The organism is Pirellulales bacterium, assembly GCA_036499395.1.
Classification (GTDB): domain Bacteria; phylum Planctomycetota; class Planctomycetia; order Pirellulales; family JACPPG01; genus JACPPG01.
Genome location: DASYDW010000068.1, coordinates 96864 through 120873, shown reverse-complemented (window position 1 = coordinate 120873; position 24010 = coordinate 96864). Strand labels below are relative to the sequence as shown.

Sequence of the window (24010 nt, the reverse complement as noted above, 5' to 3'; positions counted from 1 at the left end):
CGCTCACGATTTCCTGGAACCGGCCGCGGCTCCGCGCTCGGCAAGCGGCAGATCGCGGGCCAAGGCCTCGCTCTCGGCGCGCCAGGCCCGATCCGCGGACATAAGCGGCGCCAACTGCCGGGCGCACCAGCGGCGCGCCACCACAATGGCCCGCGCATCGCCATCCGCCTGAAAATTCCACTGTGCGTCGTCCAGTAACAGGGCCGCGGCCATGACTCGCGCCAGGCTATAGGCGAACGCTCGAGCGCCGGCTTGCTGATAGTCGCGCCCTTCGGCCAGCGCCGCCGGCAAAAAGGCGCGCACCTGCCGGGCTGCTTCGGCTGCTCGAGCAACGGCCGGAGCCAAATCGCTGAGAGTCACGCCCGACAGCAGCTCGTCGACCTCGGCCATAAACGGACCGAACGCGTCCGATTTCTCGATCGCGCGCAGCGCGTCGAGGCTCAACACGTTGGTCGTCCCTTCCCAGATCGACAGGACCTGCGCGTCGCGCAGCAACCGCGGAAAGCCCGTGTTCTCGACGTAGCCCGCCCCGCCAAATCCTTCAACGACCTCGCTGGCCGAGGCGACCGATTGTCGGGCCGTGTACAGCTTTGCCAACGGGGTAAGCAGCCGCAGCACCGCCGACTCTTCGCTGGTCGCGGCGCCGCATTCTTCTTTTCCCAACAGATCGAGCGCGCGGAACGCCAACTGAAATCCGGCCTGAAATTCTATGGCCAAGTCGGCCAGCGTCTCGACGTGCAGCGGCTGATCGATCAAGAATTTGCCGAACGCCTCGCGCCGCTGGGCGTAATCACGCGCCAAGGCGAGGCCCCGGCGCATTCCCGAGATCGCGCCAATCACGTTGTGCAGTCGCGTGATGTTGACGAGCGTCGTGATATTTTTGACGCCGTCCCCCGTCTCACCAAGCAACTTGGCCCGCGTCCCCTCCAAGCTCAACTCGGCCGTCGGCAGGCTGCGCGTGCCCAGCTTGTCTTTCAGGCGATGGATCAGGATGTGGTTCAATTCGCCCGATGGCTGACGCGTTTCGAGATAGAACAGGCTCAGGCCCCGGCTGCCGGGCGTTGACTTGCCGCTCTCATCCTCGATCCGGGCCAGGGTCATGGTCATCTGCGCCGTCGTGGCCGAGGTGAACCATTTTGTTCCGTGCAGCTGATACCACGGTCCAGCATCATGTCGGGCGACGGTTTCCGTACGGCCGACGTCCGAGCCGCCGGTGCGCTCAGTCATCCATTGTCCGCTGGTCCAGAATTGCTGCGGATCGCGCGACGTCAAATGGCGAAACGCGCCAGCTTGCAATTCCTTGTCGCGCATCACTTCGATCAGCCTGGCGGCCCCATCAGTCATGGCCAAGGGGCAAGAATAAGTGGCTGACGAAGGATTGAATAAATAGAGCTTGGCGAACTGATAGATCCGCGACAGCGCGCCGAGCTTCCGCTCGTAGCCGATCGCGATCAGCCCTTCCTCGGCGCTCACGCGCTCCAGATCTTGCCAGCCTTGCGCCGTGTCGATTCGATCGATGCGCCGTCCCCACGGGTCGAACTGCACCAGCTCCGGCTCGTGGGCATGGGCGTCCTCGCCCATCGCCAACACGTCGCTCGCGACCCGCTGTCCGAAGCGATGCAAGTCAGGCTCGATCTCGGCCAGCATCTCGGCCGGCAGACGGCGCGTCAAAAAACGACGCAGGACATGATCGTCGTCGTATTGATTGGCCAGAACCGGCGCATCCTGAAAGAAGTTCGCCACAGGATAAGCTCACGCGATTTTGTGCCGCAGGAATTCGGTCCCGAAAATTCCACGCGGCGGGAAATGATGCGATCAAGGACCAGCCGTGCATTGTATCCCTGGCCGTCCCCCTAACAATCAAAGGTCACCGCCCAGACTCGCTGCCCTCTGCCTACTGCCTACGGCACCAGATATCCGGTCTATGCGGCCCCAATCGGCCGGTCTGGCCCGAATTGTGGACCGCACCGCTGTAAGCTACGTTCAAACAGGCGTCCGGCGGCACGAAACCGGCGGTAACACGCCTGAAAATCCGCAGCAAGCGAGGCTTACCCACTATGAGCGATCCCGACCACGAAGCCCGACATCCGGCCGATGCGGCAGCGACGCCCGGGACATTTGAAAGCCTGGGTCGAAAACTCGACGAGCGTCCCGAAGTACGCGCCGCTGAGGAAGCCCTTCGGCAGGCTCAAGCACAGTTCGAACATGCCAAGGCGCACTACCACGAGATGCGCGAGCAGGCCGTGGCGGATGTACACGATGCTCGCCGCCGTAACACCGGCGACTTCCTTTCCACGGCCCTGGAACTGGTGCGAAAATACCCGGGCGCTGGCGTTGTCGCCGCGCTCGCTTGCGGGTGGTTTGCCGGAAAGATTTTTCGCCGCTAAGAGTCGTTCGCGGCGCAGGACGTGCTCCTAGCCCGGACGACGGCTCGATTCCTTCGCGCATTCCCAAGGTTCCGCAGATGGTCTCCCGTCGCGTCATTGATGCCGAGATTGCTTCGCGCAAGCGGCAATTGCGGGCGGAAATCGCGCAGTCGCGGGCTGCAACCCGCGCGACGATCAGCGACCTGGAGCAACAACGCCGCCGGCTGACTTCCTGGCGAACTTACGTACAACAGTTCCCGGTCGCGGCGCTGGGGGTCTCGTTCGGCGTGGGCATTTTGCTCACCGCAGTCCGCCCCGGCCGACGCCTGCCGAGGACGATCGCGACAAGCCTAATCAATTGGGGGCTCACCTCGGTACGTCGAGGCGCACTCAACGAACTACTGGGTGTATGGTCCAGCCTCCGACAGCCCGACGACCTCGATTCCGAATAATCCGAATTTGATGGCGCAAGACAAGGACTCACTTTTTGGCCCAACGATGGCTGACCTCGGTCGGCTTCGCGAGGAGCTGCGCGCCTTGGTCGCTATCCGCTGGGAACTCGCCCGGCTGGAACTGGTAACCGCCTTTGCCGACGTACGACGTCTGGTCGTCGCTCTGGTGATTGCGGGACTGCTGGCCCTGATTTCCTTGCCGGTGCTCGTCGTCGCCACGGCAAACGCCCTGGGAGGCGTTCTAGGGCTCAGCGTGACCGGCTGGCTCTTCATTTCCTTTGCCACCCTGGTCGTGGCTGCCGGGGCCGTTGCCTGGTTGGGATGGCGCCGATTCCAACGGCATTTCGTCGGCCTGGAAGAAACGCTCGAGGTCCTGCAAGAGGATCAGGCCTGGGTCGAATCGCTCACGGCGTCCGTTAAGCCGAAGAGCCGCTAGGCTCGCTCTCCGACATTTCCTGGCCAGCGTACGTGCGAACTTGCCACGTAGCAGTCCCAAGAAAGCTCATCCGCAGATTGCGCAGATAGACGCAGATTTGAAGACGCCGGCGGCAGCATCAAACCACCCCAGGGAAGTCATCTGCGTAATCGGTGAAATCTGCGGCTAAACGTCTTTGATGGACAGGCGAGGCGGACGCGCCCTGCCCGCCAACAGCCTGGGGATTAACCAACCCCTGGCATGGCGTCCTGGTCGCACATCGAGTCCATGCCCAACCGCGTCCGCAACTCTTCGAATTCGCGGAAGTAGTTGTCGCTCGACGAATGAACATGCTCGGCTTCGGTGATGAATTTCATCTGGTCGTCGCACGGCATGCTGCGTTCGCGGAAGACGTTCTCGAAATGGGTCAGATCCTCGCCGTAAACGATCAGCAGCTTGTGCTCGTCGAATTGCACTTCCTGCGGCACTGCAGGATTCAGTACGGCAATGCCTACGCAGCCATCGTTCAACAGCAGATCTTCGTAGTCCCAGAGGATGCTCTTTAGCACCGGCATGTCGATGTGCTCGCGGTACAGATCCACATGCCCGCGCGCTTCGCGGTTGTGGCTCGTTTCGAGTACAACGTCGACCTCGGGTCCCAACGGATCGAGCAGGTCCATGAAAATCTCGAACAATTCCTCGCGCGAGGCCGCGCCCATCAACACCGGCACCGAGCAGCGATTGTCGGCGTCGTTGTACATGTCGTGCCGGTAACCCTGGCGAGGCACTACCTGCAAGTCGTACGACGGACGAATCGCGTCGGTCAGCGTGAAATCGCCATAGCGACCCACGCCGAGATGGGCTTCCAAATCAGCTTCGCTCAATTGCTCGAAGCTGCTGGTACCCGTCGGGGCAGCGCCATCGCGGAAGACATTGCGGAAAAAGCGTTTCAAAAAGCCCATGGATCGAGGGTCCCGAATCAGTTGTGTGGGCAAACAATGCGTCGATACGGCCGGCGATTGACCGAATCCTCAAAAAACACTAGGTCACTGTTCCATTCACGCCCGGGGTGCGTCCTCACGAAATCCTGACGTTCCGGGCCGGGCAGCCGTAGAAGTCCTACGATCGGCCCCAGGCTTATAATGGTTTCTGGCACCCGATTTCCCCCGTCGTGCCCCCCCTCATTCCGAGGGACACGACAACGGGCAAATGGTCGCTGGATCGTGAACTGTTGTTCCTAAAAATTAGTTTAGCACTCGCCCTGAGATCAGGAGCCAAACCAGCTCGTGTGTCGCGGAGAAATGTCTTGGTTGTCGCGCAGAAATGCTTGTTCGGCCGGCTTCAAATCTCGTTGCATCTCACGTAGTTGAAAAACTCGCATCTCCTGTTCCGCAAGGGCAACAAAAAAGGAAGCCTCTCTCACGCGTGCCTGCGTGCGAAAAGACTTCCCTGATCAGCGTCGAATTGTACGTATCCTTCGATCGTCGCCCGTTACCATCCGTACTGGTGGCATCGGCCGATCGAATGTTGGCTGGTACAAGTCCTTCAGGTACCAGCCCTGTAACCACTGCTACCACTACGGTACGCGTGGTGACTATATTTCGTTCGATTTGTTTTGCGAAGGTTCCGAGAGTCAAGTTGGATCGAGTACTACCAGTCAGGCCGACTGCCGGCCATCAACTCGAATACAGGCCAACGAGACGTTCGTCAGAAACCGCGCATGCGTTTGGGCCGAACCATCGATCCTGGAACCAGGAGCACGACCCCGGTGAAAAACATAACCGGCCACCCCGCCTCGTCAGCCAATCCTAGAGTCATGCGGCCAATAATCCAGTGGCCGGTGCCGGCGCTAGTTTTTGCGGCCGTAATATCGGTGCTATCGTTCGACTTGGTCCCGGAAATATGCGGTCTGTCCGCAGTGCTGAAGGCCGCTCCGCCTCCCGCCTCTTCCGCGGAAAGTGCTACCAGAGCAGGCGCGAGCGCCGACACTCGACGGTCGAAATTGCTCGACCGCGAGGAATGGGACGTCTATTACATCGGCGACGCCCAGTTGGGTTACGGCTATACCCGCTGGCAAGCCGTCGCGGACGCCCCCGACCTGATCCGGGCCGAGGGCCTGCTGCACCTCTCGATCAAACGATTCGGCGAAGAGACAGTTTCCGAAGCACGCATGTCCGTTGTCGAAACCTCGGCCGGGCTGGTGCGCAGTTTTTCCTCGGATACCAGGCTGGGGCCAACGCCCAACGTTACGCGGGGCGAACTGGCCGGCGACAAGATGCAGATTACAACCGAGTCCGGCGGTCAAAAGCGGCAGACCACCCTCGCCTGGCCGCGCACGACCGGAGGCTATTTCGCCATTGAGGAAAGCCTTCGCGATCAGCCCATGCAGCCGGGCGAGACGCGCGCGATTTCGACGTTGATGCCGATCTTCAATCAAATCGCAAAGACCGAACTGCGCGCCGTACGGCTCGAAGCAACCGAGCTGCTCAAGGAAAAGCGCGAGTTGCTGCGAATCGAAACCAAAACCACGCTCCCGGGTGCCGCGCCGATCGAGGGTATTCAATGGACCGACACCACGGGGCAGACGCTAAAATCATCCACACCGTCGATGAATCAGACGTCCTATCGCACGACCAAAGCAATCGCGTTGCGCGGCACGTCAGCACAGGCTCTCGATCTTGGGAAACAATCCCTCGTAAAGCTCTCGCACCCGCCTGCCGACGCGCACGGCGCCAAGCAGATCCGCTATCGCGTGCACCTGGATGACGCGGATCCTGCCGAAATCTTCGTCAATGATGAGAGTCAGTCGGTCCATCGAATCAACGACCGCGACTCCGAGGTCACGGTCCGCGCGATTCGTCCCGACGACGCGCCGCACAACGCGATCTCAGCCGGCAAACCATCGGACGACGACCGGCGCGCGAGCAGTATTGTCCAAAGTGATGATCCCCGCATCATCGCCATGGCCAAGGAAGCTATGAAAAATGTGCAAGGCGCAGGCCCCAGCGCCGTGGCTCTCGAGCGCTACGTTCACGGACACGTGACTGAAAAGAACTATTCGCAAACGTTCGCCACCGCCTCGGAAGTGGCCAAGACTCTGGAGGGGGATTGCACCGAGCACGCCGTCCTGCTCGCGGCGCTCTTGCGGGCCCAAGGCATACCGGCACGCGTCGCGATCGGCATGGTTTACGTGTCGAGCGTTCAGGCCTTCGCGTTCCACATGTGGACCGAAGCCTTCGTCGACGGCCATTGGATCGGCCTGGATGGCACGCTGGGCCGGGGAGGCGTCAGCGCAGGGCATTTGAAGTTGGCCACCAGCAGCCTGCAGGACGAAACCGCGTTTGCGACGTTCCTGCCCGTCATGCAGGTACTGGGGAAGCTGAAGATCGACGTCGTCGACGAACAACGCTAGCGCAACCGGCTGTGAACCGCCGAGCCCCGGTACGTGCTGCCGAACCTAGGTGTTACTCGGGAAGCTTGAAATCCCCGATGAATAGCTGGCTCGCATGATCGGGCGTTCGATTCGACGTCCACATCAATTGTTTCGCATCCGGCGAAAAGACCGGCAGCACGTCCGCCGTCGGATTGTCGGTCACCCGAGTAATTGGACCGGGCTGAATCTTACCGTCGCGCTTTCCGAAGTGCATCAACCACAGGTCATAGTTCGGTCGGGCCTCGGGATCGCTATGGTCGGCGCCGGTCCAGATGATATACGGCTGCGTCGGGTGCCAATAGGGAGCCCAATTGACGCTGTTCGGATTCGAGGTCAGCGGCGTTTCGTTCGCGCCATCAGCGCCGATCACGTAGATCTGCAAGAAACCTTCCTTGTCGCGGTCGCTGCGAAACACAACCCATTTCCCATCTGGCGAAAAGAACGGCCCACCGTCGTAGCCGGGCGTATTGGGCAACTGGCGGACGTTAGCACCGTCGGCATCCATCACGTAAATATCGGGATCGCCGTCGCGCGTGCTGCAAAACACAATCTGCTTGCCATCCGGTGAGTAAGCCCCCTCGGCATCGTAGCCAGGCGAGTCGGTCGACTGCTGCAAGTGCCCACCGTCAGTGTCGGCAGTAAAGATGTCCATGTACGGGTCGAAATTCCACTCATAACGTCGGCGCCGGCCAGCCTTGGCGTCTTCGGCCTGCTGGCGGCGTTCGTCCTTTTCGGTCTTGTCGAGTTGCGGGTCGAGATGGCTCGACGCGTAAATCAGCTTTTTGCCATCCGGCCGAAAATTGGCGCATGTCGTACGGCCGCGCCCCGTGCTCACACGATGCGGCACGTCGCCAGAGAGCTTTTGCCGGTAGATTTGATAAAAGGGATAGTCCTTCGGCACGGCTTGATAGATGATCTCATTGCCGTCGGGCGAAAAGTATCCCTCGCCCGCCTTCACGAAGCCGTCGGTCACTTGCCGCACGTTGCTCAGGAACTTGCTCTCGATCGATTCCTGTGCCACGGCGCTTCGGGCTGCGGCAAATCCACAAGCGGCGCCAACCACGAGCAAGCACAGGAATTGCAACGAACGGTAAAGATTGCGAATCATCAACTTCGGCTCCTCCAGAAATACAACGAGCGTTCACCGCCCGGGCGCAGCGTGAATTTGGTACGCTTGATTCGAAGATTATAGTCGCAGGTCGTCCCTCTAGCACGCCGACGCCGCCCACGCCAATTTGCCTCCGCAGGTGCCTTTGATGAAGATCTACACAAAGACCGGAGACGCAGGCGAGACCGGACTTTTCGGCGGTCCGCGTGTGCCGAAGGATGCGCCTCGGATCGAAGCCTACGGCACGGTCGACGAGCTCAACGCGCTGTTGGGACTCGTGCGCTGTGAAACGCTGGCCCCAGACATCGACGCGCTGCTGGCCCGCATCCAAAATGAACTCTTTGACGTGGGGGCCGAACTGGCGACGCCAAACCCGCAGGCGAAGAACACCGCGACCCTGGGTCCCAAGAACATCGCGGCGTTGGAAGAGGCCATCGACCAGCACGAGGCTCATCTCGCCCCGTTGCGCCAGTTCATCCTGCCTGGCGGCACCCGTCCCGCGGCATTAATGCACCTGGCACGCACTGTGTGCCGCCGCGCCGAACGCCGCTTAGTCACCCTCGCCACGACCGAGACGATATCACCGACGCTCGTTATTTACTTGAATCGCTTAAGCGACCTCCTTTTTGTCCTGGCGCGGTCGACCAATCAATCGCAAGGGTGCAACGACGTCCCTTGGCAAAAGTCTTCGCCTTAGTACAAACGCAACGACCTACATAATCGGCTCGGCAGAAGGAAGTGTTTGAGCAGCCAGAGTTGGGCCAATGCGCTGAAATCGCAACAAAAGCGAATTGCGACCGATGCAACTGATCCTGATCCCTCTACTCGGCATCGCCGTGACTTATTTCGGCTATGTCCCGCTATCGCGGCACCGGAACCCTGCACAACGTGCCACCGTTGCTCTTTTGGGCTTCCTACTTCGGCTGGCAGGGCCGCTCCTCCTGGTTTGGGCGGCCTCGCTCTGGCTTTTCGTATTCTCAATGACGAGACCGCCGCATTGGCGTTAACGACAGACTTTCTTTTTTAGACATGCTCCGGCTCAGATACCGCTTTACTATTCCGCCAGTCGCCGGGTAACTTGTGTGCCATAGAGATGCGGACTGGGCTGGCCGCGCGGTGTACCCGAGGGAGGGGCGATTTCGAGTATCCCTCCGCGCCGTGCAGGACTTATGCGGATCAATCGCTCGTGGCGGACGCGATCTGTAGCAATTCAACCTGGCAATGCAGAGTTGCTTGGTGACTCAGGGGCATGCTCCGTTCCGGCAACTGTGCCGTGACGTCGGATACGTTCCTTTTCGCGGGGAGGGCTTTGCATGTCGGCGACCAGATACTTCGCGGCATTCGTATGCGCGTGTTGGCTCGTAACGATCGGCATCGCCACAATCCATGCGCAAGAGCCCGAAAACGCCCCGGCCGCCGCCGGCGCTCCCGCGGTAACGAATGAAACGCCCGAAAGCTCGCACGTCGAACCAGGGCCACAGCCGATCGACAAGGGGGATCACGCCTGGATGCTCGTTTCCTCGGCGCTGGTGCTGATGATGACGGCGCCGGGGCTGGCCCTCTTTTACTGCGGCCTGGTGCGAAAAAAGAACGTCCTCAGCGTCATGATGCAGTGCGTCTTTCTGATGGCAATGATGACCGTTATTTGGGCCTTGTGGGGATATTCGCTAGCCTTCGGCGGTTCGCCGGGCGACGCAACGTACAGCCGCTGGATCGGCAACGCTGATTACCTGTTCATGCGAAACGTGCAGCCGTTCGAGAATGCAGACGGCGTCGTCGTCTATCCCATCGAAGGGACGATCCCGCGTCTCACCCACATGCTGTTCCAGGGCATGTTCTTCATCATCACGCCGGCGCTGATCTGCGGCGCCTTTGCCGAGCGCATGAAGTTCAGCACGATGGTCGTCTTCATGATCCTGTGGGGGACGTTGATCTACTGTCCCTTGTGTCATTGGGTCTGGGACGGCGGTCTGCTGGCCTGGGATATCCCCGGCGGCAAAAAGGCTGACGGCGCCTGGGTCGGCGCTTTGGATTTTGCCGGAGGTACCGTCGTACACATCAGCTCCGGCATCTCAGCATTGGTGTGCGCACTGGTTATGGGCCGCCGCCTCGGATTCCGCTCCGAGCCGATGCCACCCCACAATTTGACTTACACCACGACCGGAGCCGCGCTGTTATGGGTCGGCTGGTTCGGTTTCAACGCCGGCAGCGCCCTGGCCGCTACGGAACAGGCTGCCGCCGCTTTCACCGCTACGCACTTTGCCGCCGCAGCCGGAGGGCTGGCCTGGGCTATTATGGAATGGCTCACCCGCGGCAAGCCCAGCGTGCTGGGAACCTGCTCCGGCGTCGTGGCAGGATTGGTTTGCATTACACCCGCCTCGGGCTTCGTACAGCCGATGGCGGCACTGGTGATGGGAGCCACGGCCGGCGTCGTCTGCTTCGTCGCCTGCACAACTTTGAAGACAAAATTGGGCTACGACGATTCGCTCGACGCCTTTGGTGTCCACGGTGTGGGCGGCACGCTGGGCGCGATTCTGACCGGGGTCTTTGCCACGAAAATCGTCGGCGGTGGCGCCGTCCCACTGGGCCTGCTGGAAGAATTGAAAACCGGCGCCGCCACCACGGCTCTCGATCAGCCAGGAATCCTGACCCAAACCGTGGCGGCCCTCATCACCTGGGGCGTGGCGGCCATCGGCACGTTCGTCCTGCTCAAGGTGCTGGACGTCGCGATGGGGCTGCGAGTTTCGCAACGCGAGGAAATCCAGGGCCTGGACCTCAGCCAGCACGGCGAAGAAGGCTACATATTCATTTGATTTCGCGCGACGTAATTCCATACTTTAGGGAGATCGCAAGCGGCTGCTGAAAAAAGCTCCCGGCTTGCGAGCCTTGCAGGAGATATGCGATGAAGAAGATCGAAGCCATCATTCGCCACTTCAAGCTGGAGGACGTCAAAAACGCCCTCGCGGCCGAAGGCATTCAGGGCATGACGATTTCCGAGGTCCGCGGATTCGGCCGCCAGAAGGGGCACACCGAGATGTACCGCGGCCAGGAATACACGGTCGACTTCGTCCCCAAGGTCAAAGTCGAAATCGTGGTCCCCAGCGAAGGGGCTCGCCGCGCGATCGATACCATTATGCGGGCCGCACAGACCGGGCAGATCGGCGATGGAAAAATTTTCGTCGTCAGCCTCGACGAAACGATCCGCATCCGCACCGGAGAAACCGGCGAAGAAGCCGTTTAGCAGCCCGTTGAAGAAGTCCACCGGCTGCGCGATCGCACTGGGCGAGATTGAAGATTGTCACCAGGGCATTCTTCAACAGTGTTCTAGACATCAGCGACGAGCGACACGACATTGCGACCGAATATTCTTGCCAATAAGCAGCGGCTCGCCGACGGCCGCGAAAAGCTGCATCAGCGACATGCGCGGGGCGCCTTCGGATCGCAAATCTGCGCCGCCATGACCGACCTGTTCGACTCGATCGTCCTCGACCTCTACGAGGCGGCGCTCGTTGACATCGGCGAAGCCGGCCCCCATGGGCTGGCCACGCAGGTCGCGCTCGTGCCCCATGGCGGTTACGGCCGCCGGGACGTCGCGCCGTTTTCCGATGTCGACTTGATGATTTTGCACACGCAGTCGGCCACGCGCCGCGTCGCCCCCTTGGCCGAGCGCATGGTGCGCGACCTGTTCGACGTCGGGCTGCACCTGGGGCAAGCCGTTCGCACGGTGCGCGACGCCTGTGCGCTTGCGCGGCAGGATGCCACGATCTGCACCTCGCTGATCGAGTCACGCTACCTGGCAGGCAGCGTCGGGCTGTACACCCATTACGCGCACCGCTTCGAGCGGCAGACTCGCCGCCGTGCCCGCCGCTTGATCGGCGAAATCGACGATGCACGCCGCGAGGAACGTGGGCAATACGGCGAGACGGTCTATCTGCTCGAACCAAACATCAAGCGTTCGCAAGGAGGCCTGCGAGATATTCAGCTTTTACGCTGGGTCGGCTTTGCCGGGCACAGCGTGACCGAGCCCGACGGACTGCGCCTGGCGGGCGCCCTGTCGCGATCGGATCACGACCATATTCGTCGCGCTATCGAATTCCTGCTGCGATTGCGCAACGAGATGCACTTTCAGGCCGGCAAGTCGAGCGATGTACTCGACCGTGCCGAACAGATGCGGTTGGCCAAGGTTTACGGTTACGAGGGCTCGGCCGGCCTGCTCCCCGTCGAGCAGTTCATGCAGGAATATTTCCGCATGACCAATGGCGTCAGCAATATCGTCTCGCGTTTCGTGACGTCGGCGCGCTCGGGGCCCAGTTGGCTGGACATCTTCAGCCCGCTTTACAGTCATCGCTTCGAGCGTGATTTCCGCGTCAGCCGTAATTTTGTCTCCGTCAATCCGCGCAGCCTCGAGCAGATGCGCTCCGATCTGGCGCAAATCCTGCGGTTGGCCGACGTGGCTAATCGTTACGACAAGCAGATTGCGCACGCCACGAGTGAAGCGATCCGCGCCACGATCCCCAACTTGCCCGATGAAGTGACCCCGGACGTGACGCAGCGTTTCCTGTCGCTGATGGACCATCCGGCCCGGCTGGGTGAGCTGCTGCGTAACCTGCACGAAATGGGCGCGCTCGAAATCATTATTCCCGCGTTCACGCACGCGCGATCGTTATTGCAATTCAACGACTATCACAAGTACACGGTTGACGAACATTGCCTGCGCGCGGTCGAAGCGGCCGCAAACTTTGGGCAAGACAAGGGTCCGCTGGGGCGCGTCTATCGCCGGATCAAACGCAAGTGGCTGCTGCACCTGGCCCTGTTGATACACGATCTGGGGAAAGGGTTTCCTGAAGACCACAGCGACGTGGGGCGCGATATCGCCGAAAAGACCGCGCACCGCTTGAACCTCAACGAGGCCGACACCGAAACCCTGAAGTTCCTCGTCCACAAGCATCTGCAAATGGCCCACCTGGCCTTTCGTCGCGACACCAGCGATCAGCAATTGATCGTCCGGTTCGCCGTCGAGGTCGGGTCGCCCGAAACCTTGCAAATGCTGTTCGTCCTCACGGCTGCCGACTTTGTCGCCGTGGGGCCAGGAGTCCTGAACGGCTGGAAGGTGCAAGTGCTGACCGACGTTTATCGGTCCGCCATGGTACACCTGGCTGGCGATGCCCCGGCCCTGCGCAATGAAGACTCACTGCGCCTGCGCCGCGAGGATGTGCTGGGTCGTCTCAAAGACACGGTCGATCGCCCCTGGTGGGAGCGGCAGTTGGCCGCGGCGCCGGCCCCCTATCTCGAAACGACCAGCATCGATGAAATACTCGAAGAATTCGACCGCTTGCACCGGCTCGCTCCTGGCGACGTGGCCGTTCAGGCCCGCTATCTGCAAGACGCGCATACCGTCGAGTTCAAAGTCGGCACGCACGAAGCCGTTACGCCCGGCGTATTTCACAAGCTGTGCGGAGCGTTGGCCAGCCAGGGATTGCAAATCCTCTCGGCCGAAATCAATACCCTGGCCGATGGATTGATCTTCGATCGTTTCTGGGTCACAGATCCCGACTTCCCGCACGAGCCCCCGGCCGGCCGCCTGGCCGACATCGAGCGCGCGATCGAAAGCTCGCTGAAGGGTCCCGCGGACAGCCGCCCCACGTTCCGCCGCGTCTGGCGCTCCGGAGGCCAACGCAGCACTCTTAGCCTTAGCCCGTTGCCTACGCAGGTGCGCTTCGACAACAGCACCTCGGATCGCTATACCGTCGTCGAGTTCTTTGCCGCCGACCGCATGGGCCTGCTGTACACAATCACGCGGGCGTTGTTCGAACTCGGCCTGTCAATTTCCGTGGCCAAGATCGGCACCTATCTCGATCAGGTCGTTGACGTCTTCTATGTCACCGATCAGTCGGGCAAGAAAGTCACCGCCGAGGACCGCATGGACGAGGTGCGGGTCCGAGTGCTCAGTGCCGTCGAAGAGCTCGAAAAAATCGAAGCCGACCACGCCAAGACGGTCTAATCCGCCGGGGCGGGTTCCGGGTCATTTCCGTCGCGCGGTCTTCGGCTGGCACGTCGGACAAAAGAATGTCGAGCGCTGTGCTTGCACGATGCGCACGATCTCGCCACGGCATGTCCGGCACGGCTTACCGGCCCGATCGTACACCCGGTGATGATTCTGATAGCTCCCCTGCTCGTTCAGGGCATTGCGATAGGTCCCGTCTGAAAGCGTGGAACCTTCGTAGCGGATCGCGGTTTCGAGAACGCGGCGCATGCACGTGTGCAAGAGCTGCCAATCCTCGGCCCGCAAGCGATGGCACGGCCTCGCCGGGTGGATCGCCGCCAGGTGTAGCATCTCGGACGCGTACAAGTTTCCGATCCCTGCTACGGCGCGCTGATCCAGTAGCGCTACCTTGATCGGGCGACGGCTTTTGACGAATTGCTCGCGCAGCCCTTCGACCGTAATCGCAAGCGCATCCGGCCCCAATCGCTCGGGACCAAACAGCTTTTCCAACTCGGCCGGATCGACCGCGCGAACCAACCCCAGCCCGCGCTGGTCCCAGTACATGAGTTCGTGGCGGGTTTTACGACCGTTCTCCAGATGGATGCGCAACCGCAAGTGCTCGCGCGTGGGAGGATCTGCCAGCAACACCAACCCCGTCATCCGCGGCTCGAAAACGACCGAGGTCTCATCATCCAACCGCACGATGACCCGTTTGCCCAGCCGGTCGATGGCCGTAACGCGCCGGCCGATCAACCGACCGTCGAAGCGTGCCCCGGCCGGCGTTATTTGAATGGGCCTTGCACGCAGCTTGCAGCGTTCGACCGCCACAATCTGGCTCCCCACAATCGGCACGATGCCGCGACGCATGGTCTCTACTTCGGGTAACTCGGGCATGAATGCTCCTCGATGTCGCAGAATCGCAAATTGTAGCGCTCCCGCCTGCGGCCGAGCAAGGAGCGCGGATGCCAACCGTGTCGCGGCCAGCCCCACCCTTGACCCCCTGCCCTGTGCGGCTGACAATCGCTTTTTCCGCGCTTGCCAACCGTTTGTTTCAGGGCGCCGCGCGATCTAGAGAAGGACCTGGAATGCCCGCCTCCACGCCTGCCACGAATAAATCCGCAACCGGTTCGGTCGCCAGCAGCCACGTCCCCGACGCCGCTGGACGCTTTGGCTCATTCGGTGGTCGGTATGTGCCCGAGACGCTGATGCGGGCCTTGGAAGAACTGGTCGTGGCCTACGAAGAGGCGAAGCGCGACCCGAAGTTCAACGCCGAGCTGGATGACCTGTTCAAGAACTACGTCGGCCGCCCTTCGCCGCTCTATCACGCGGGCCGGCTTAGCCAGCAACTCGGCGGCGCGCAGATTTATCTCAAGCGCGAAGATCTGAATCACACCGGCGCCCACAAGATTAACAACACGCTCGGCCAGACTCTGCTCACGATGCGGATGGGCAAGCGCCGCGTCATTGCCGAAACGGGGGCCGGGCAGCATGGCGTCGCTACGGCCACGGCCTGCGCCCACTTTGGTCTCGACTGCGTCGTCTACATGGGCGAGGAGGACATTCGCCGGCAGAAGCTCAATGTCTTCAACATGCGAATGATGGGGGCCGAGGTCCGCCCCGTCAGCAGTGGCTCGCGCACGCTGCGCGACGCGATCAACGAGGCTATGCGCGACTGGATGAGCTCGGTCGAGACGACCCATTACATCCTGGGTTCGGTCGTGGGCCCCCATCCGTTTCCCGTGATCGTGCGCGACTTTCAATCGGTCATCGGTCGCGAGACGATCGAGCAAGCCAAGGCACAAATCGGCCGTCTGCCCGACGTGGTCGTGGCCTGCGTCGGCGGCGGCAGCAATTCGGCCGGCATGTTCTATCCCTTCGTCGAACACCCGGAAGTCGAACTCCTGGGGGTCGAGGCCGGGGGCCGCTCGGTAAAGCCGGGCGATCATGCCGCGCCCCTGTCGTTCGGCTCGCCCGGCGTCTTGCACGGCAGCTACAGCTACGTGATGCAGGACGAGGACGGCCAGACCAGCGACGTGCATTCGATCTCGGCCGGGCTCGACTATCCCGGCGTCGGACCGGAACACAGCTATTGGAAAGAATCAGGCCGGGTCCGCTACACCTTCGCCCAGGATGACGAAGCGTTGTCCGCATTCGACACTTTGGCACGCAGCGAAGGAATTCTGCCGGCGCTTGAAAGTTCGCACGCCATCGCCAAGGCGATCGCCGAGGCGCGCCGCCGTCCAAAAGATCAAATCGTGGTGGCCTGCCTGTCAGGCCGTGGCGACAAAGATGCGTTTGAAATTGCCCGACTACGTGGCGAATCGATCGCATAACATCACACCATTGCCCGCCGAGCTAAATAGGCCCCGCCGTATTCCGGAGTTTCGATGTCCGCCATTGACGACGTTTTCCGCCAGTTGCGCGCCGAAAAGCGCAAGGCCTTCATGCCTTTCGTGACGGCCGGCGATCCCGATCTGGAATTCACGGCGCTGGCGCTCGCGGAAATGATCGGCCGGGGCGCGAATCTGTGCGAGCTGGGCATCCCTTACAGCGACCCGATTGCCGATGGCCCTGTGATTCAGGCCTCTTACACGCGGGCTTTGGATCGCAAGCTGAAGTTGGCGCAAATCTTCAAGACCATCGAGCAGGCCAAGCCCAAGCTTCCCGCGCCAATTGTCAGCATGGTCAGCTATGCGATCGTCTTACGGCATGGACCCGCGAAGTATGTGCGCGACGCCCGCGCGGCCGGCATGGCCGGCATGATCGTTCCCGACTTGCCCACCGACGAATCGGAAGAGCTTTCGCGCATCTGCCGCGGCGAAGATTTCAGCCTCGTCCAACTGGTCGCGCCGACGACCCCGCGCGAACGCGTGCTGCGTATCGCCCAGACCTCGACCGGCTTTCTCTATTACGTATCGGTGACCGGAATCACGGGCGAGCGCACCGAACTGCCGCAAGAATTGCTCGATAACCTCCGCTGGCTGCGCGGCGAGACCGATCTGCCCGTCTGTGTCGGCTTCGGGATCAGCAAGCCAGAACATGTGCGCACGCTGGCCCCCGTGGCCGATGGCCTGATCGTGGGTTCGGCCGTGGTTCGACGCATGGCCGAGGCCGCCACCCGCCCGCGCGACCAGGTGCTCAAAGAGTTGGGCGATTACGTCGCCAGCCTCGTCGCAGCGCTGAATTAGGCGCATCGTCTCGGCACCCACCGGCCCCTGTCGCGTTCATCGCTTCCCAACGAATCGCATTTTTTGCGCGCATTTTTTGCGTTTTTTGTGGCCAATGATTCCCCTTTTTGGCTCACGCCCGGCCGCGACTTCGTCTTGACGATTCTTTGCCCTCACGCATAAATTCCGGTGGATTCTGGCAGAGCTTGGAGAATAATTGAAATGATGACCGCGCGGCTCGCAACGAGTCGCGCCCGACAAGGTGGCTCGCCAGCGGCGGACAATTCGGCGAGCAGGGAGAGCCGAGGTATGGACCGAAGCCGCTCGAATGCGTCCTTGTATCAGTTCTTCTCGGGCATGACCGAGTATGTCTTTCAGACACGACTCGGGGTGGCCGACCCGCCATTGGTCGAGTACATCTCGGCCATGCTAACCCGCTTTATTCACACCGACGCGATCTACAAAGTTCGCAATCTTTCCGGCCGGCGGCTCGAAGAAGTGGCCTCGATGGTGGCCGAGGCCGAAGCCCGGGCCGGTGACGCCCGTCGCGAGGTCCATCGGCACATCGGCGACTTCGCCCTGTTCTGGACTGGCGTCTATCCCGAATTCCTCCGCCGTATGGAGCGCGAGGGACGCAGCGACCAACTGCTGGACTATCGCCAGCAAGGAAAGCGCGCGTACTACATTGCCAGCACGATCCAGAACGACGAAAACCGCGGCGAAAACGAGCTGCTCGAACGTTTGAGCCACGAGTTCGAGTTGTGCGCCTACGGCCTGGGCGAATTGCGTCGCGAGTGGGAACGGCGCGAGCCGGCCGAAGGGGACGACCACGCCGGTCCCTGGATCATCAATTAACGGCCTTCGCATGGGTCACTTGCGGGGACTAGTTCTCGCAATCGATGGCCCGTGCGTGAGGCCCTCGGCCACCCGCTAGCGACTGCTCTTGGTGAATTCCGCCAGGCTGGGCTAGGATCGCTGATGCTCGCACGCGACCTCTGGGAAGTGGGCGCCCGGCCCAAGCGCTGGGCAGCCGTAACCCCTGCCTCGGTCAGAAATGGATTTCGATCATGAACAATCGCCTGCGCCTCGTTCTGGTGCTGCATCAACATCAACCGGTCGGCAATCTCGATACGGTGAATGAAGAGATCCACCGCACTTGCTACGCACCACTTCTCGAGACGATTGCCGGCAGCCCGATTCTGCCGATTAATCTGCACACCAGCGGGTCGCTGCTCGATTGGCTAGCCGCGCTTCACCCGGAATATGTCCAACGCCTGCGAGAGCTGGCCACGGCCGGACGGATCGAACTGTTGGGGGGCGCCTATCACGACCCAATTCTGCCGATGCTGTCGCATGCGGATCGGCAAGGTCAGATCAATTCCTTCGGTCGGCGTCTGGGACAACTCTTCGGACAGCGGCCGCGCGGTATGTGGATGCCGGAACGCATCTGGGAGCCATCGATCGCCGCCGATATGGCCGCTTGCGATATCGAACACACGGTCCTCGACGATTTTCATTTCCAGGCGGCCGGCCTGACGAGTGACCAACTGCGCGGTTATTACCTTTCCGAGGCCGACGGTCAGTTGATCGCGCTGTTTGCCGGCGACGAGCAACTGCGCTATTTGATTCCCTTTGCCGAACCCGAGGAAACGATCGCTTATCTGCGCGGCATCGCGAAGAAGCATCCCGGCGGCGTGATGGTCTATGCCGACGATGCGGAGAAGTTCGGCGCGTGGCCCGGCATGCACGAGCGCATGCAAGAAGGACAATGGCTACGACGCTTCCTGACCACGCTGGCGGCGAATGCCGATTGGTTGCAGGTCACGACGTTGGGCGAATGCATCGATCACGTGGCGCCGCTGGGCAAGATCTACGTGCCCGAGGGAAGTTATCGCGAGATGGGCTCGTGGTCGACTCTGGCGCGATACCGTCCTTCGACTGACGGTGTGCCGGCGCTCGAAAGCTCTCCGCTCGCCGTTTCCGGTGCCAGCGAATCTCCGGCCGTCCATACAGCAGCATCGCTCGGCACGTGGCGCAATTTCCGCGTGCGCTATCCGGAAGTCGACGAAATGTACTGCCGCATGTTGGCCGTCAGTCGGCGCTGCGCGGCCGCCGCCAACGAGACCGAAGAAGACGACGAGCAACTCCCCGTTATTCAAGAGGCGCAGCAGGCCCTCCATCGGGCGCAATGTGGTTGCGCGTACTGGCACGGCATCTTTGGTGGCGTTTACTTTCCTCATCTACGGCAAGCCGTTTACGGAAATCTCATCGCGGCCGAGAAGCTGCTCGACGAGGCTGCCGGTCGTGACGAGCCGTGGTTAACGGCCACGATCGAGGATTTCAATCTCGACGTTCACAAAGAGCTGCAACTGGCGAATAGCAAGCTGGCGCTTTTTCTGGCGCCCGAGGCCGGTGGCCGTCTGTACGAACTGGACGTGCGCGAGCTGGACGTCAACTTGCTGGCCACCTTGGCTCGCAAGCCCGAGCCTTATCATCGGACGGCTCCCACGCCCGGAACCGGCGCCGACCAAACTCCCGATCGGCCGACGTTCGACAGCTATGCGCGGAAAAGTCTGCTCGATCATTTTTTTGATCCACAAACGACGTTGGAAGACGTCGCTCAGGGGCGCGCCGCCGAGCGTGGGGATTTCGTCAACGGTCGCTACAAGGCCCGCCTGCGTCGCATCGGCGAAGGCGTATGCGCTCGCCTGGCGCGCACCGGCAACGCCTGGGGACGCAGCATCACGGTCACAAAGCAAGTAACGCTGTGGGCCGAGCGCTCGGCGATCGACATCCGCTACGAACTCGACGGCCTTCCGCCAGGCCGGCCGCTCCGCTTCGCTGTCGAATTCAATTTCGCCGGCCTGCCTCCCGATTGCCCCGACCGGTATTTCATCGACGCGAATAACCAGGTGCTGGTCGACTTCGGTCGCAAGCTCGATCTGCCGTCGTCCCCATCGCTGCGCCTGGTCGATCGCTGGCAAGGGCTCGACGTCGCGATCTCGGCCTCCGAGCCGGCCGGCTTTTGGGCCTTTCCCATTACGAGCCTCAGCCGATCGCAACGAGGGCTGGAATCGATTCAACAATCGGTCGCCGTCATGCCCCATTGGCTGGCCGTCGGCGACGCCGCTGGGCGTTTCGCCGTCGAGCTACGGCTTTCGATCGTTACCGCGTCCTCAGGCGTTCACGAAGCCCTCGCGCCGGACGACTGGCTGCCGGCCAGCTCGCAGAAAACGGCCCTGCACGGGATGAACTACGTCGTCGATCCGCCCCACGGCGTGCTTGGCCCCAAATCTCTGGGCGCCTCGAAAGCTCGCCGCGGTCAGGGACGCTAGTGCTTTCGCTATGCAAGGCGCCCCAAAGCCCTGCGGCGGTAACGCCCGCCCCGCTCAATGCCTTATGTGGGAGCAATTTAGAAAAATACCCACTCCCCCGGTGAAACCCTGCCGCCACAGCGGGGTTTAATCCTTGCACCATTCGGCAGATCGTACGTGCCGATGACTGCTCTTCTTGATAAAAACCAGGGCGGCAGGCGAGCTACTCTTACGATTTCGAAAATGCCTTCTCGTCACCTGTCACTGATGCCCTAATCCTTGGGCCTGACTTTCACTATGCCGATTTCGCACGCGCAAAAAAGGAGCCCGTCTATGTCGTCCTCGCGATGGATTGTTGTTGCCGCTTTAGCGGTCGTTGTTGGTGTCAGCTCGATCACGGTTGCATCCGCGCAGCAGCGCGGACGTGGCGGAGCCGGTGGCCGCGGTATGGGCATGGCCCCGGGCGCTGATGTCCTGATGATGCTCACGCTCGAACCCGTTCAAAAAGAGTTGAAACTCACTGATGCCCAAACGACCACCGTGCGCGAGGCGGGGGAACAAATGCAATCCGAGATGCGGGAAACTTTTTCCGGCTTGCAGGACCTGTCGCAGGAAGAACGCCGCGAGAAGATGCAAGAACTGCGCGGCGAAATCGAAAAGAAGGTCAAGGAGCTGCGTGCCAAGGTTGACACGACGCTCGATGCCTCCCAGAAGGATCGCTTGAAGCAGCTCGTCCTGCAGCGTCGCGGTGTGTTGCAATCGCTGCAAGACGCCGAGGTCGCCACGTCGCTGAAGCTGACCGACGAGCAAAAGAAGAAGGTTGAAACCCTGGTCGCAGAATCCCGTCCCGGGCGTGGGCAAGGGGGCGCAGCCGCTGCTGGCGACGGTGATCGTGCCGCCATGCGTGAACGCTTCGCCGCGATGCAAAAAGAGCGCAATGAAAAGGCGCTCGGCATCCTCACGGCAGAGCAGAAAAGTGAGTTCGAGAAGTTGCAGGGGGCCAAGTTCGACTTCCCGGCCGGACGTGGCGGTGGATTCCTGCCCGGCGCCTGAGGCGCACTTAATCTTGGTGAATTTGTCCGGGGTCGGCACAGAGAAGAGGCCCCGGACAATGAAGCAGGCGAAGCCGTGGCGCATCGTTGCCACGGCTTCGCCTTTGTTTTTGAAAAATCGGCTGGCAATTCGACATATCCGATGATCCAATGGGGCACGATCGGCCCCCAACTGTCGCCCACCATAGCGTCCGCCAAACGATCAAGCCGTCTGAATCGAACGTTTCTCTGAATGTCCCCTATCCGAGGTGTTCCATGCGTCGCTTTCCGCTCGCCATGATTTCGAGCCTGACGGTGGCCGTTATTTTTGCGTCTACTGCGGCGCAACGACTCGCGGCCACGGAATCGACAGCAACGCCCCTCGGAAAAACGATCGCATCGTTTTCTCTGCCCGACCATCACGGTCGCGACGTACCGCTCGCCGAGTTCAAAGACAAGAAAGCTGTCGTGCTCGTGTTCCTGGGCACCGAATGCCCACTGGCTAAGATCTACGCCCCGCGTCTGAACGAGTTGGCCAAGGAATACGCGGCGCATGACGTGGCGTTCCTGGGCATCGACGCAAATCTACAAGACTCGCTTTCCGACATCGCCGAATTCGCGAAAAGCCACAACCTCGCCTTCCCGCTGCTGAAGGATCTTGGCAACAAGCTGGCAGATACCGTGGGCGCGCAGCGCACGCCCGAGGCCTTCGTGCTCGATGCCGATCACGTCATCCGCTACTGGGGACGCGTCGACGATCAATACGGTTTCAAGACCGGAGCCGGATACGTGAAGCCGATCCTCAACGATCGCTCGCTCGCCCTGGCGCTCGACGATGTTTTAGCCGGCAAATCGGTCGCCAACCCGATTACCAAGGCCGACGGTTGCTTGATCGGTCGCGTCAAGCACGAGCCTCACGGCGACGTCACTTACTCGAACCAAGTGGCGCGAATCTTCAACGATCGTTGTGTTAGTTGTCATCGGCCAGGTGAGATCGCGCCGTTCGCGATGACTTCCTATGACGAAGTGCAGGGCTGGGCCGAGATGATCGGCGAAGTGATCTCCGATGGTCGCATGCCCCCGTGGTTCGCCGATCCGCGCTTTGGTCATTTCAGCAATGACACCCGCATGACCGAGGACGAGAAGAAGGTCGTCAAAACCTGGATCGCCAACGGCTGCCCCGAGGGAGACAAAAGCCAATTGCCCACGCCGCGACAATTTGCCGAGGGGTGGCAAATCGGTCAGCCCGACCAGGTCGTCTACATGAGCGACAACGCGTTCGACGTGCCAGCCGAAGGAACCGTCGAATACCAGTTCTTCACCGTCGACCCGGGCTGGAACGAGGACAAATGGGTGCAAGCCAGCGAATGCCGACCAAGCAATCGCGGCGTCGTGCATCACATCATCGTCTTCGTCAAGCGCGACAACGAGGACGAGTTCTCCGGCAATCGTGGCGGGCTGGCCGGCTACGCTCCCGGCACGCCGCCGCACGTGAACCCGGCCGGTACCGCCGTATTCGTCCCGGCCGGCTCGAAGCTGGTATTCCAATTGCATTACACACCGAACGGAATCGCGCAAGCGGACCGCAGCTCGGTCGGCTTCAAATTCGCGGATCCGCAGACGGTCAAGAAAACGTTGCGCGACGGTATGGTCGGCGATCTGGCCTTCAAGATTCCCCCCGGCGACAGCAACTTCCAGGTGCAGGCGCGTCATCGCTTTTTGAAGGACACGCTGCTGCTGAGCCTGATGCCGCACATGCACCTGCGGGGCAAGAACTTCAAATTTGAAGCGCAATACCCGGACGGCACCAAGGAAGTTCTGCTAGACGTCCCCAACTACGACTTCAACTGGCAGTTGCGCTATTATCTGGCCGAGCCGAAGTTGATGCCTAAGGGGACGCGGCTGGAATGCACGGCGTACTTCGATAACTCTGCCGAAAACCTGGCCAATCCCGACCCGGCCGCCACGGTAACGTTCGGTGAGCAGACGTGGGAAGAAATGATGTTCGGGTTCTACACCTCGGTCGACCCGAAGGAAGATCGCACAGCGAATAAGGTCGCCACAATCCCCGGCGATGCGAAACCATCAACGAGCGCCCCAGCAACGACAACCGGCACGGACGCCGGGCGCGAGTAGTGCTTGTCGCGAATGTCACGAGTCTTTGTGCGGGCTAGACTTTTCAACTTTGGTCAACCAAAGTTCATAAACAAGGACCGCTTTCGGCGGAATCTTCCCCACGACTCCTTGGTCTCGATAGCCAAGATGTGGGCTGATTTTTACCTTGCGATACCCGCCCACCTTCATTCCGATGAGTGCATATTCGATTCCCGCAATGATGCGTCTGCTGCCGAGCTGGGTTGCGTACGACATTAGCTCCTGGATTCGCTCGCCACGGCTTAAACACCCTTGCGAATCGAACTCGACCAGATCGCCACGTTCGGCGGCCGGGCCGGCTCCTTCGGATTCTGCGATGACTCTTATTCCAGGAACCACGCGATCACGAAACTCCTGAATCGCTGTGCGAACGAACACTGAACCTGCGGCCGTGGATCGGCGATGCGGGCAGGCTAAACGTTGGATTCTACCCGTGTGTCACGCTTTCGCTCATCAAATCTTAATACTCAGCCGCTATCGTGTCGGTTTCCGAAGCGCGGCAGAGTTGTCAGTCGTGTGCGAAACAGCTTGGAAGCCCCGGGCGCACTTCTCGACTGACGAGAATCAAGCATCAAACGGCAAGCTAC

Annotated in this window: 19 protein-coding genes; 14 read left to right on the top strand and 5 right to left on the bottom strand. The window is 61.1% G+C overall.

All coding sequences use genetic code 11. The features are described 5' to 3' along the window. Positions 1-3: 3 nt before the first annotated feature. Positions 4-1743 carry an acyl-CoA dehydrogenase family protein gene (locus tag VGN12_13135; GenBank protein HEY4310389.1) on the bottom strand — a complete coding sequence of 580 codons (1740 nt, stop codon included), beginning with the start codon at positions 1741-1743 and terminating at the stop codon, positions 4-6. Positions 1744-2057: 314 nt separating this feature from the next. Here VGN12_13135 and VGN12_13130 point away from each other — a divergent pair, with 314 nt between their 5' ends. The 3 genes from VGN12_13130 to VGN12_13120 all read left to right on the top strand — a co-directional run bounded on the left by VGN12_13130 (position 2058) and on the right by VGN12_13120 (position 3254). Beyond that, positions 2058-2387: a hypothetical protein gene (locus VGN12_13130; protein ID HEY4310388.1), complete on the top strand. Its 330-nt coding sequence runs from the start codon at positions 2058-2060 to the stop codon at positions 2385-2387. A gap of 77 nt (positions 2388-2464) precedes the next feature. Beyond that, a complete protein-coding gene (locus VGN12_13125; protein ID HEY4310387.1) occupies positions 2465-2818 on the top strand; it encodes a hypothetical protein in 354 nt (117 codons plus the stop codon). Beyond that, entirely contained in the window at positions 2772-3254 is a 483-nt protein-coding gene (locus VGN12_13120; protein HEY4310386.1) for a phage holin family protein, read from the top strand. Before VGN12_13125 ends, VGN12_13120 begins: the two co-directional genes overlap by 47 nt. Positions 3255-3478: 224 nt before the next feature. Here the strand turns inward: VGN12_13120 and VGN12_13115 are convergent, their stop codons facing one another. Then, positions 3479-4195 (bottom strand): hypothetical protein, encoded by a 717-nt coding sequence (locus VGN12_13115; protein HEY4310385.1) that lies wholly within the window; start codon positions 4193-4195, stop codon positions 3479-3481. A 1040-nt stretch (positions 4196-5235) separates the two neighbouring features. Between VGN12_13115 and VGN12_13110 the strand changes: the two genes are divergently transcribed. Further along, the gene (locus VGN12_13110; protein HEY4310384.1) at positions 5236-6645 is read left to right on the top strand and encodes a transglutaminase family protein; all 1410 of its coding nucleotides are present in this window, start codon (positions 5236-5238) and stop codon (positions 6643-6645) included. 52 nt (positions 6646-6697) lie between these two features. Here VGN12_13110 and VGN12_13105 read toward each other — a convergent pair whose 3' ends face one another. Then, positions 6698-7774 (bottom strand): biopolymer transporter Tol, encoded by a 1077-nt coding sequence (locus VGN12_13105; protein HEY4310383.1) that lies wholly within the window; start codon positions 7772-7774, stop codon positions 6698-6700. Positions 7775-7922: 148 nt separating this feature from the next. Here VGN12_13105 and VGN12_13100 point away from each other — a divergent pair, with 148 nt between their 5' ends. From VGN12_13100 to glnD, 4 genes are all read left to right on the top strand, one after another. Further along, entirely contained in the window at positions 7923-8471 is a 549-nt protein-coding gene (locus VGN12_13100; protein ID HEY4310382.1) for a cob(I)yrinic acid a,c-diamide adenosyltransferase, read from the top strand. Positions 8472-9087: 616 nt separating this feature from the next. Further along, positions 9088-10587, top strand: a complete 1500-nt coding sequence (locus tag VGN12_13095) for an ammonium transporter (GenBank protein HEY4310381.1) — start codon at positions 9088-9090, stop codon at positions 10585-10587. 89 nt (positions 10588-10676) lie between these two features. Continuing rightward, complete coding sequence (locus tag VGN12_13090) at positions 10677-11015, top strand: P-II family nitrogen regulator (GenBank protein ID HEY4310380.1); 339 nt, start codon at positions 10677-10679, stop codon at positions 11013-11015. A 111-nt stretch (positions 11016-11126) separates the two neighbouring features. Then, a complete protein-coding gene (glnD, locus tag VGN12_13085) occupies positions 11127-13775 on the top strand; it encodes a [protein-PII] uridylyltransferase (GenBank protein ID HEY4310379.1) in 2649 nt (882 codons plus the stop codon). A gap of 21 nt (positions 13776-13796) precedes the next feature. Here glnD and mutM read toward each other — a convergent pair whose 3' ends face one another. Beyond that, complete coding sequence (gene mutM, locus VGN12_13080; protein ID HEY4310378.1) at positions 13797-14651, bottom strand: bifunctional DNA-formamidopyrimidine glycosylase/DNA-(apurinic or apyrimidinic site) lyase; 855 nt, start codon at positions 14649-14651, stop codon at positions 13797-13799. A 191-nt stretch (positions 14652-14842) separates the two neighbouring features. On the opposite strand from mutM, the gene trpB reads away from it, so the two are divergent. The 6 genes from trpB (at position 14843) to VGN12_13050 (ending at position 23405) form a co-directional block, all read left to right on the top strand. After that, entirely contained in the window at positions 14843-16090 is a 1248-nt protein-coding gene (gene trpB / locus VGN12_13075) for a tryptophan synthase subunit beta (protein HEY4310377.1), read from the top strand. Positions 16091-16144: 54 nt separating this feature from the next. Next, on the top strand, positions 16145-16945 hold the full coding sequence (gene trpA, locus VGN12_13070; protein ID HEY4310376.1) for a tryptophan synthase subunit alpha: 801 nt from the start codon (positions 16145-16147) through the stop codon (positions 16943-16945). 288 nt (positions 16946-17233) lie between these two features. After that, positions 17234-17779, top strand: coding sequence for a hypothetical protein (locus VGN12_13065; GenBank protein ID HEY4310375.1), 546 nt, complete (start codon positions 17234-17236; stop codon positions 17777-17779). A gap of 212 nt (positions 17780-17991) precedes the next feature. Then, positions 17992-20259, top strand: coding sequence for an alpha-amylase/4-alpha-glucanotransferase domain-containing protein (locus VGN12_13060; GenBank protein ID HEY4310374.1), 2268 nt, complete (start codon positions 17992-17994; stop codon positions 20257-20259). A 312-nt stretch (positions 20260-20571) separates the two neighbouring features. Further along, positions 20572-21291, top strand: coding sequence for a hypothetical protein (locus VGN12_13055; protein HEY4310373.1), 720 nt, complete (start codon positions 20572-20574; stop codon positions 21289-21291). Between the two features lie 254 nt (positions 21292-21545). Beyond that, entirely contained in the window at positions 21546-23405 is a 1860-nt protein-coding gene (locus VGN12_13050) for a redoxin domain-containing protein (GenBank protein HEY4310372.1), read from the top strand. A gap of 15 nt (positions 23406-23420) precedes the next feature. Here the strand turns inward: VGN12_13050 and VGN12_13045 are convergent, their stop codons facing one another. Next, positions 23421-23801 (bottom strand): FKBP-type peptidyl-prolyl cis-trans isomerase, encoded by a 381-nt coding sequence (locus VGN12_13045; GenBank protein ID HEY4310371.1) that lies wholly within the window; start codon positions 23799-23801, stop codon positions 23421-23423. Positions 23802-24010 lie beyond the last annotated feature (209 nt).

What these genes read in the sequence shown, in the direction of transcription:
- VGN12_13130 (HEY4310388.1), top strand. Translation starts at nt 2,058, where the DNA reads ATGAGCGATCCCGACCACGAAGCCCGACATCCGGCCGATGCGGCAGCG.
- mutM (HEY4310378.1), bottom strand. Translation starts at nt 14,651, where the DNA reads ATGCCCGAGTTACCCGAAGTAGAGACCATGCGTCGCGGCATCGTGCCG.
- VGN12_13115 (HEY4310385.1), bottom strand. Translation starts at nt 4,195, where the DNA reads ATGGGCTTTTTGAAACGCTTTTTCCGCAATGTCTTCCGCGATGGCGCT.
- VGN12_13050 (HEY4310372.1), top strand. Translation starts at nt 21,546, where the DNA reads ATGCGTCGCTTTCCGCTCGCCATGATTTCGAGCCTGACGGTGGCCGTT.
- VGN12_13125 (HEY4310387.1), top strand. Translation starts at nt 2,465, where the DNA reads ATGGTCTCCCGTCGCGTCATTGATGCCGAGATTGCTTCGCGCAAGCGG.
- VGN12_13055 (HEY4310373.1), top strand. Translation starts at nt 20,572, where the DNA reads ATGTCGTCCTCGCGATGGATTGTTGTTGCCGCTTTAGCGGTCGTTGTT.
- VGN12_13060 (HEY4310374.1), top strand. Translation starts at nt 17,992, where the DNA reads ATGAACAATCGCCTGCGCCTCGTTCTGGTGCTGCATCAACATCAACCG.
- VGN12_13105 (HEY4310383.1), bottom strand. Translation starts at nt 7,774, where the DNA reads ATGATTCGCAATCTTTACCGTTCGTTGCAATTCCTGTGCTTGCTCGTG.
- VGN12_13095 (HEY4310381.1), top strand. Translation starts at nt 9,088, where the DNA reads ATGTCGGCGACCAGATACTTCGCGGCATTCGTATGCGCGTGTTGGCTC.
- VGN12_13100 (HEY4310382.1), top strand. Translation starts at nt 7,923, where the DNA reads ATGAAGATCTACACAAAGACCGGAGACGCAGGCGAGACCGGACTTTTC.
- VGN12_13090 (HEY4310380.1), top strand. Translation starts at nt 10,677, where the DNA reads ATGAAGAAGATCGAAGCCATCATTCGCCACTTCAAGCTGGAGGACGTC.
- VGN12_13065 (HEY4310375.1), top strand. Translation starts at nt 17,234, where the DNA reads ATGGACCGAAGCCGCTCGAATGCGTCCTTGTATCAGTTCTTCTCGGGC.
- trpA (HEY4310376.1), top strand. Translation starts at nt 16,145, where the DNA reads ATGTCCGCCATTGACGACGTTTTCCGCCAGTTGCGCGCCGAAAAGCGC.
- trpB (HEY4310377.1), top strand. Translation starts at nt 14,843, where the DNA reads ATGCCCGCCTCCACGCCTGCCACGAATAAATCCGCAACCGGTTCGGTC.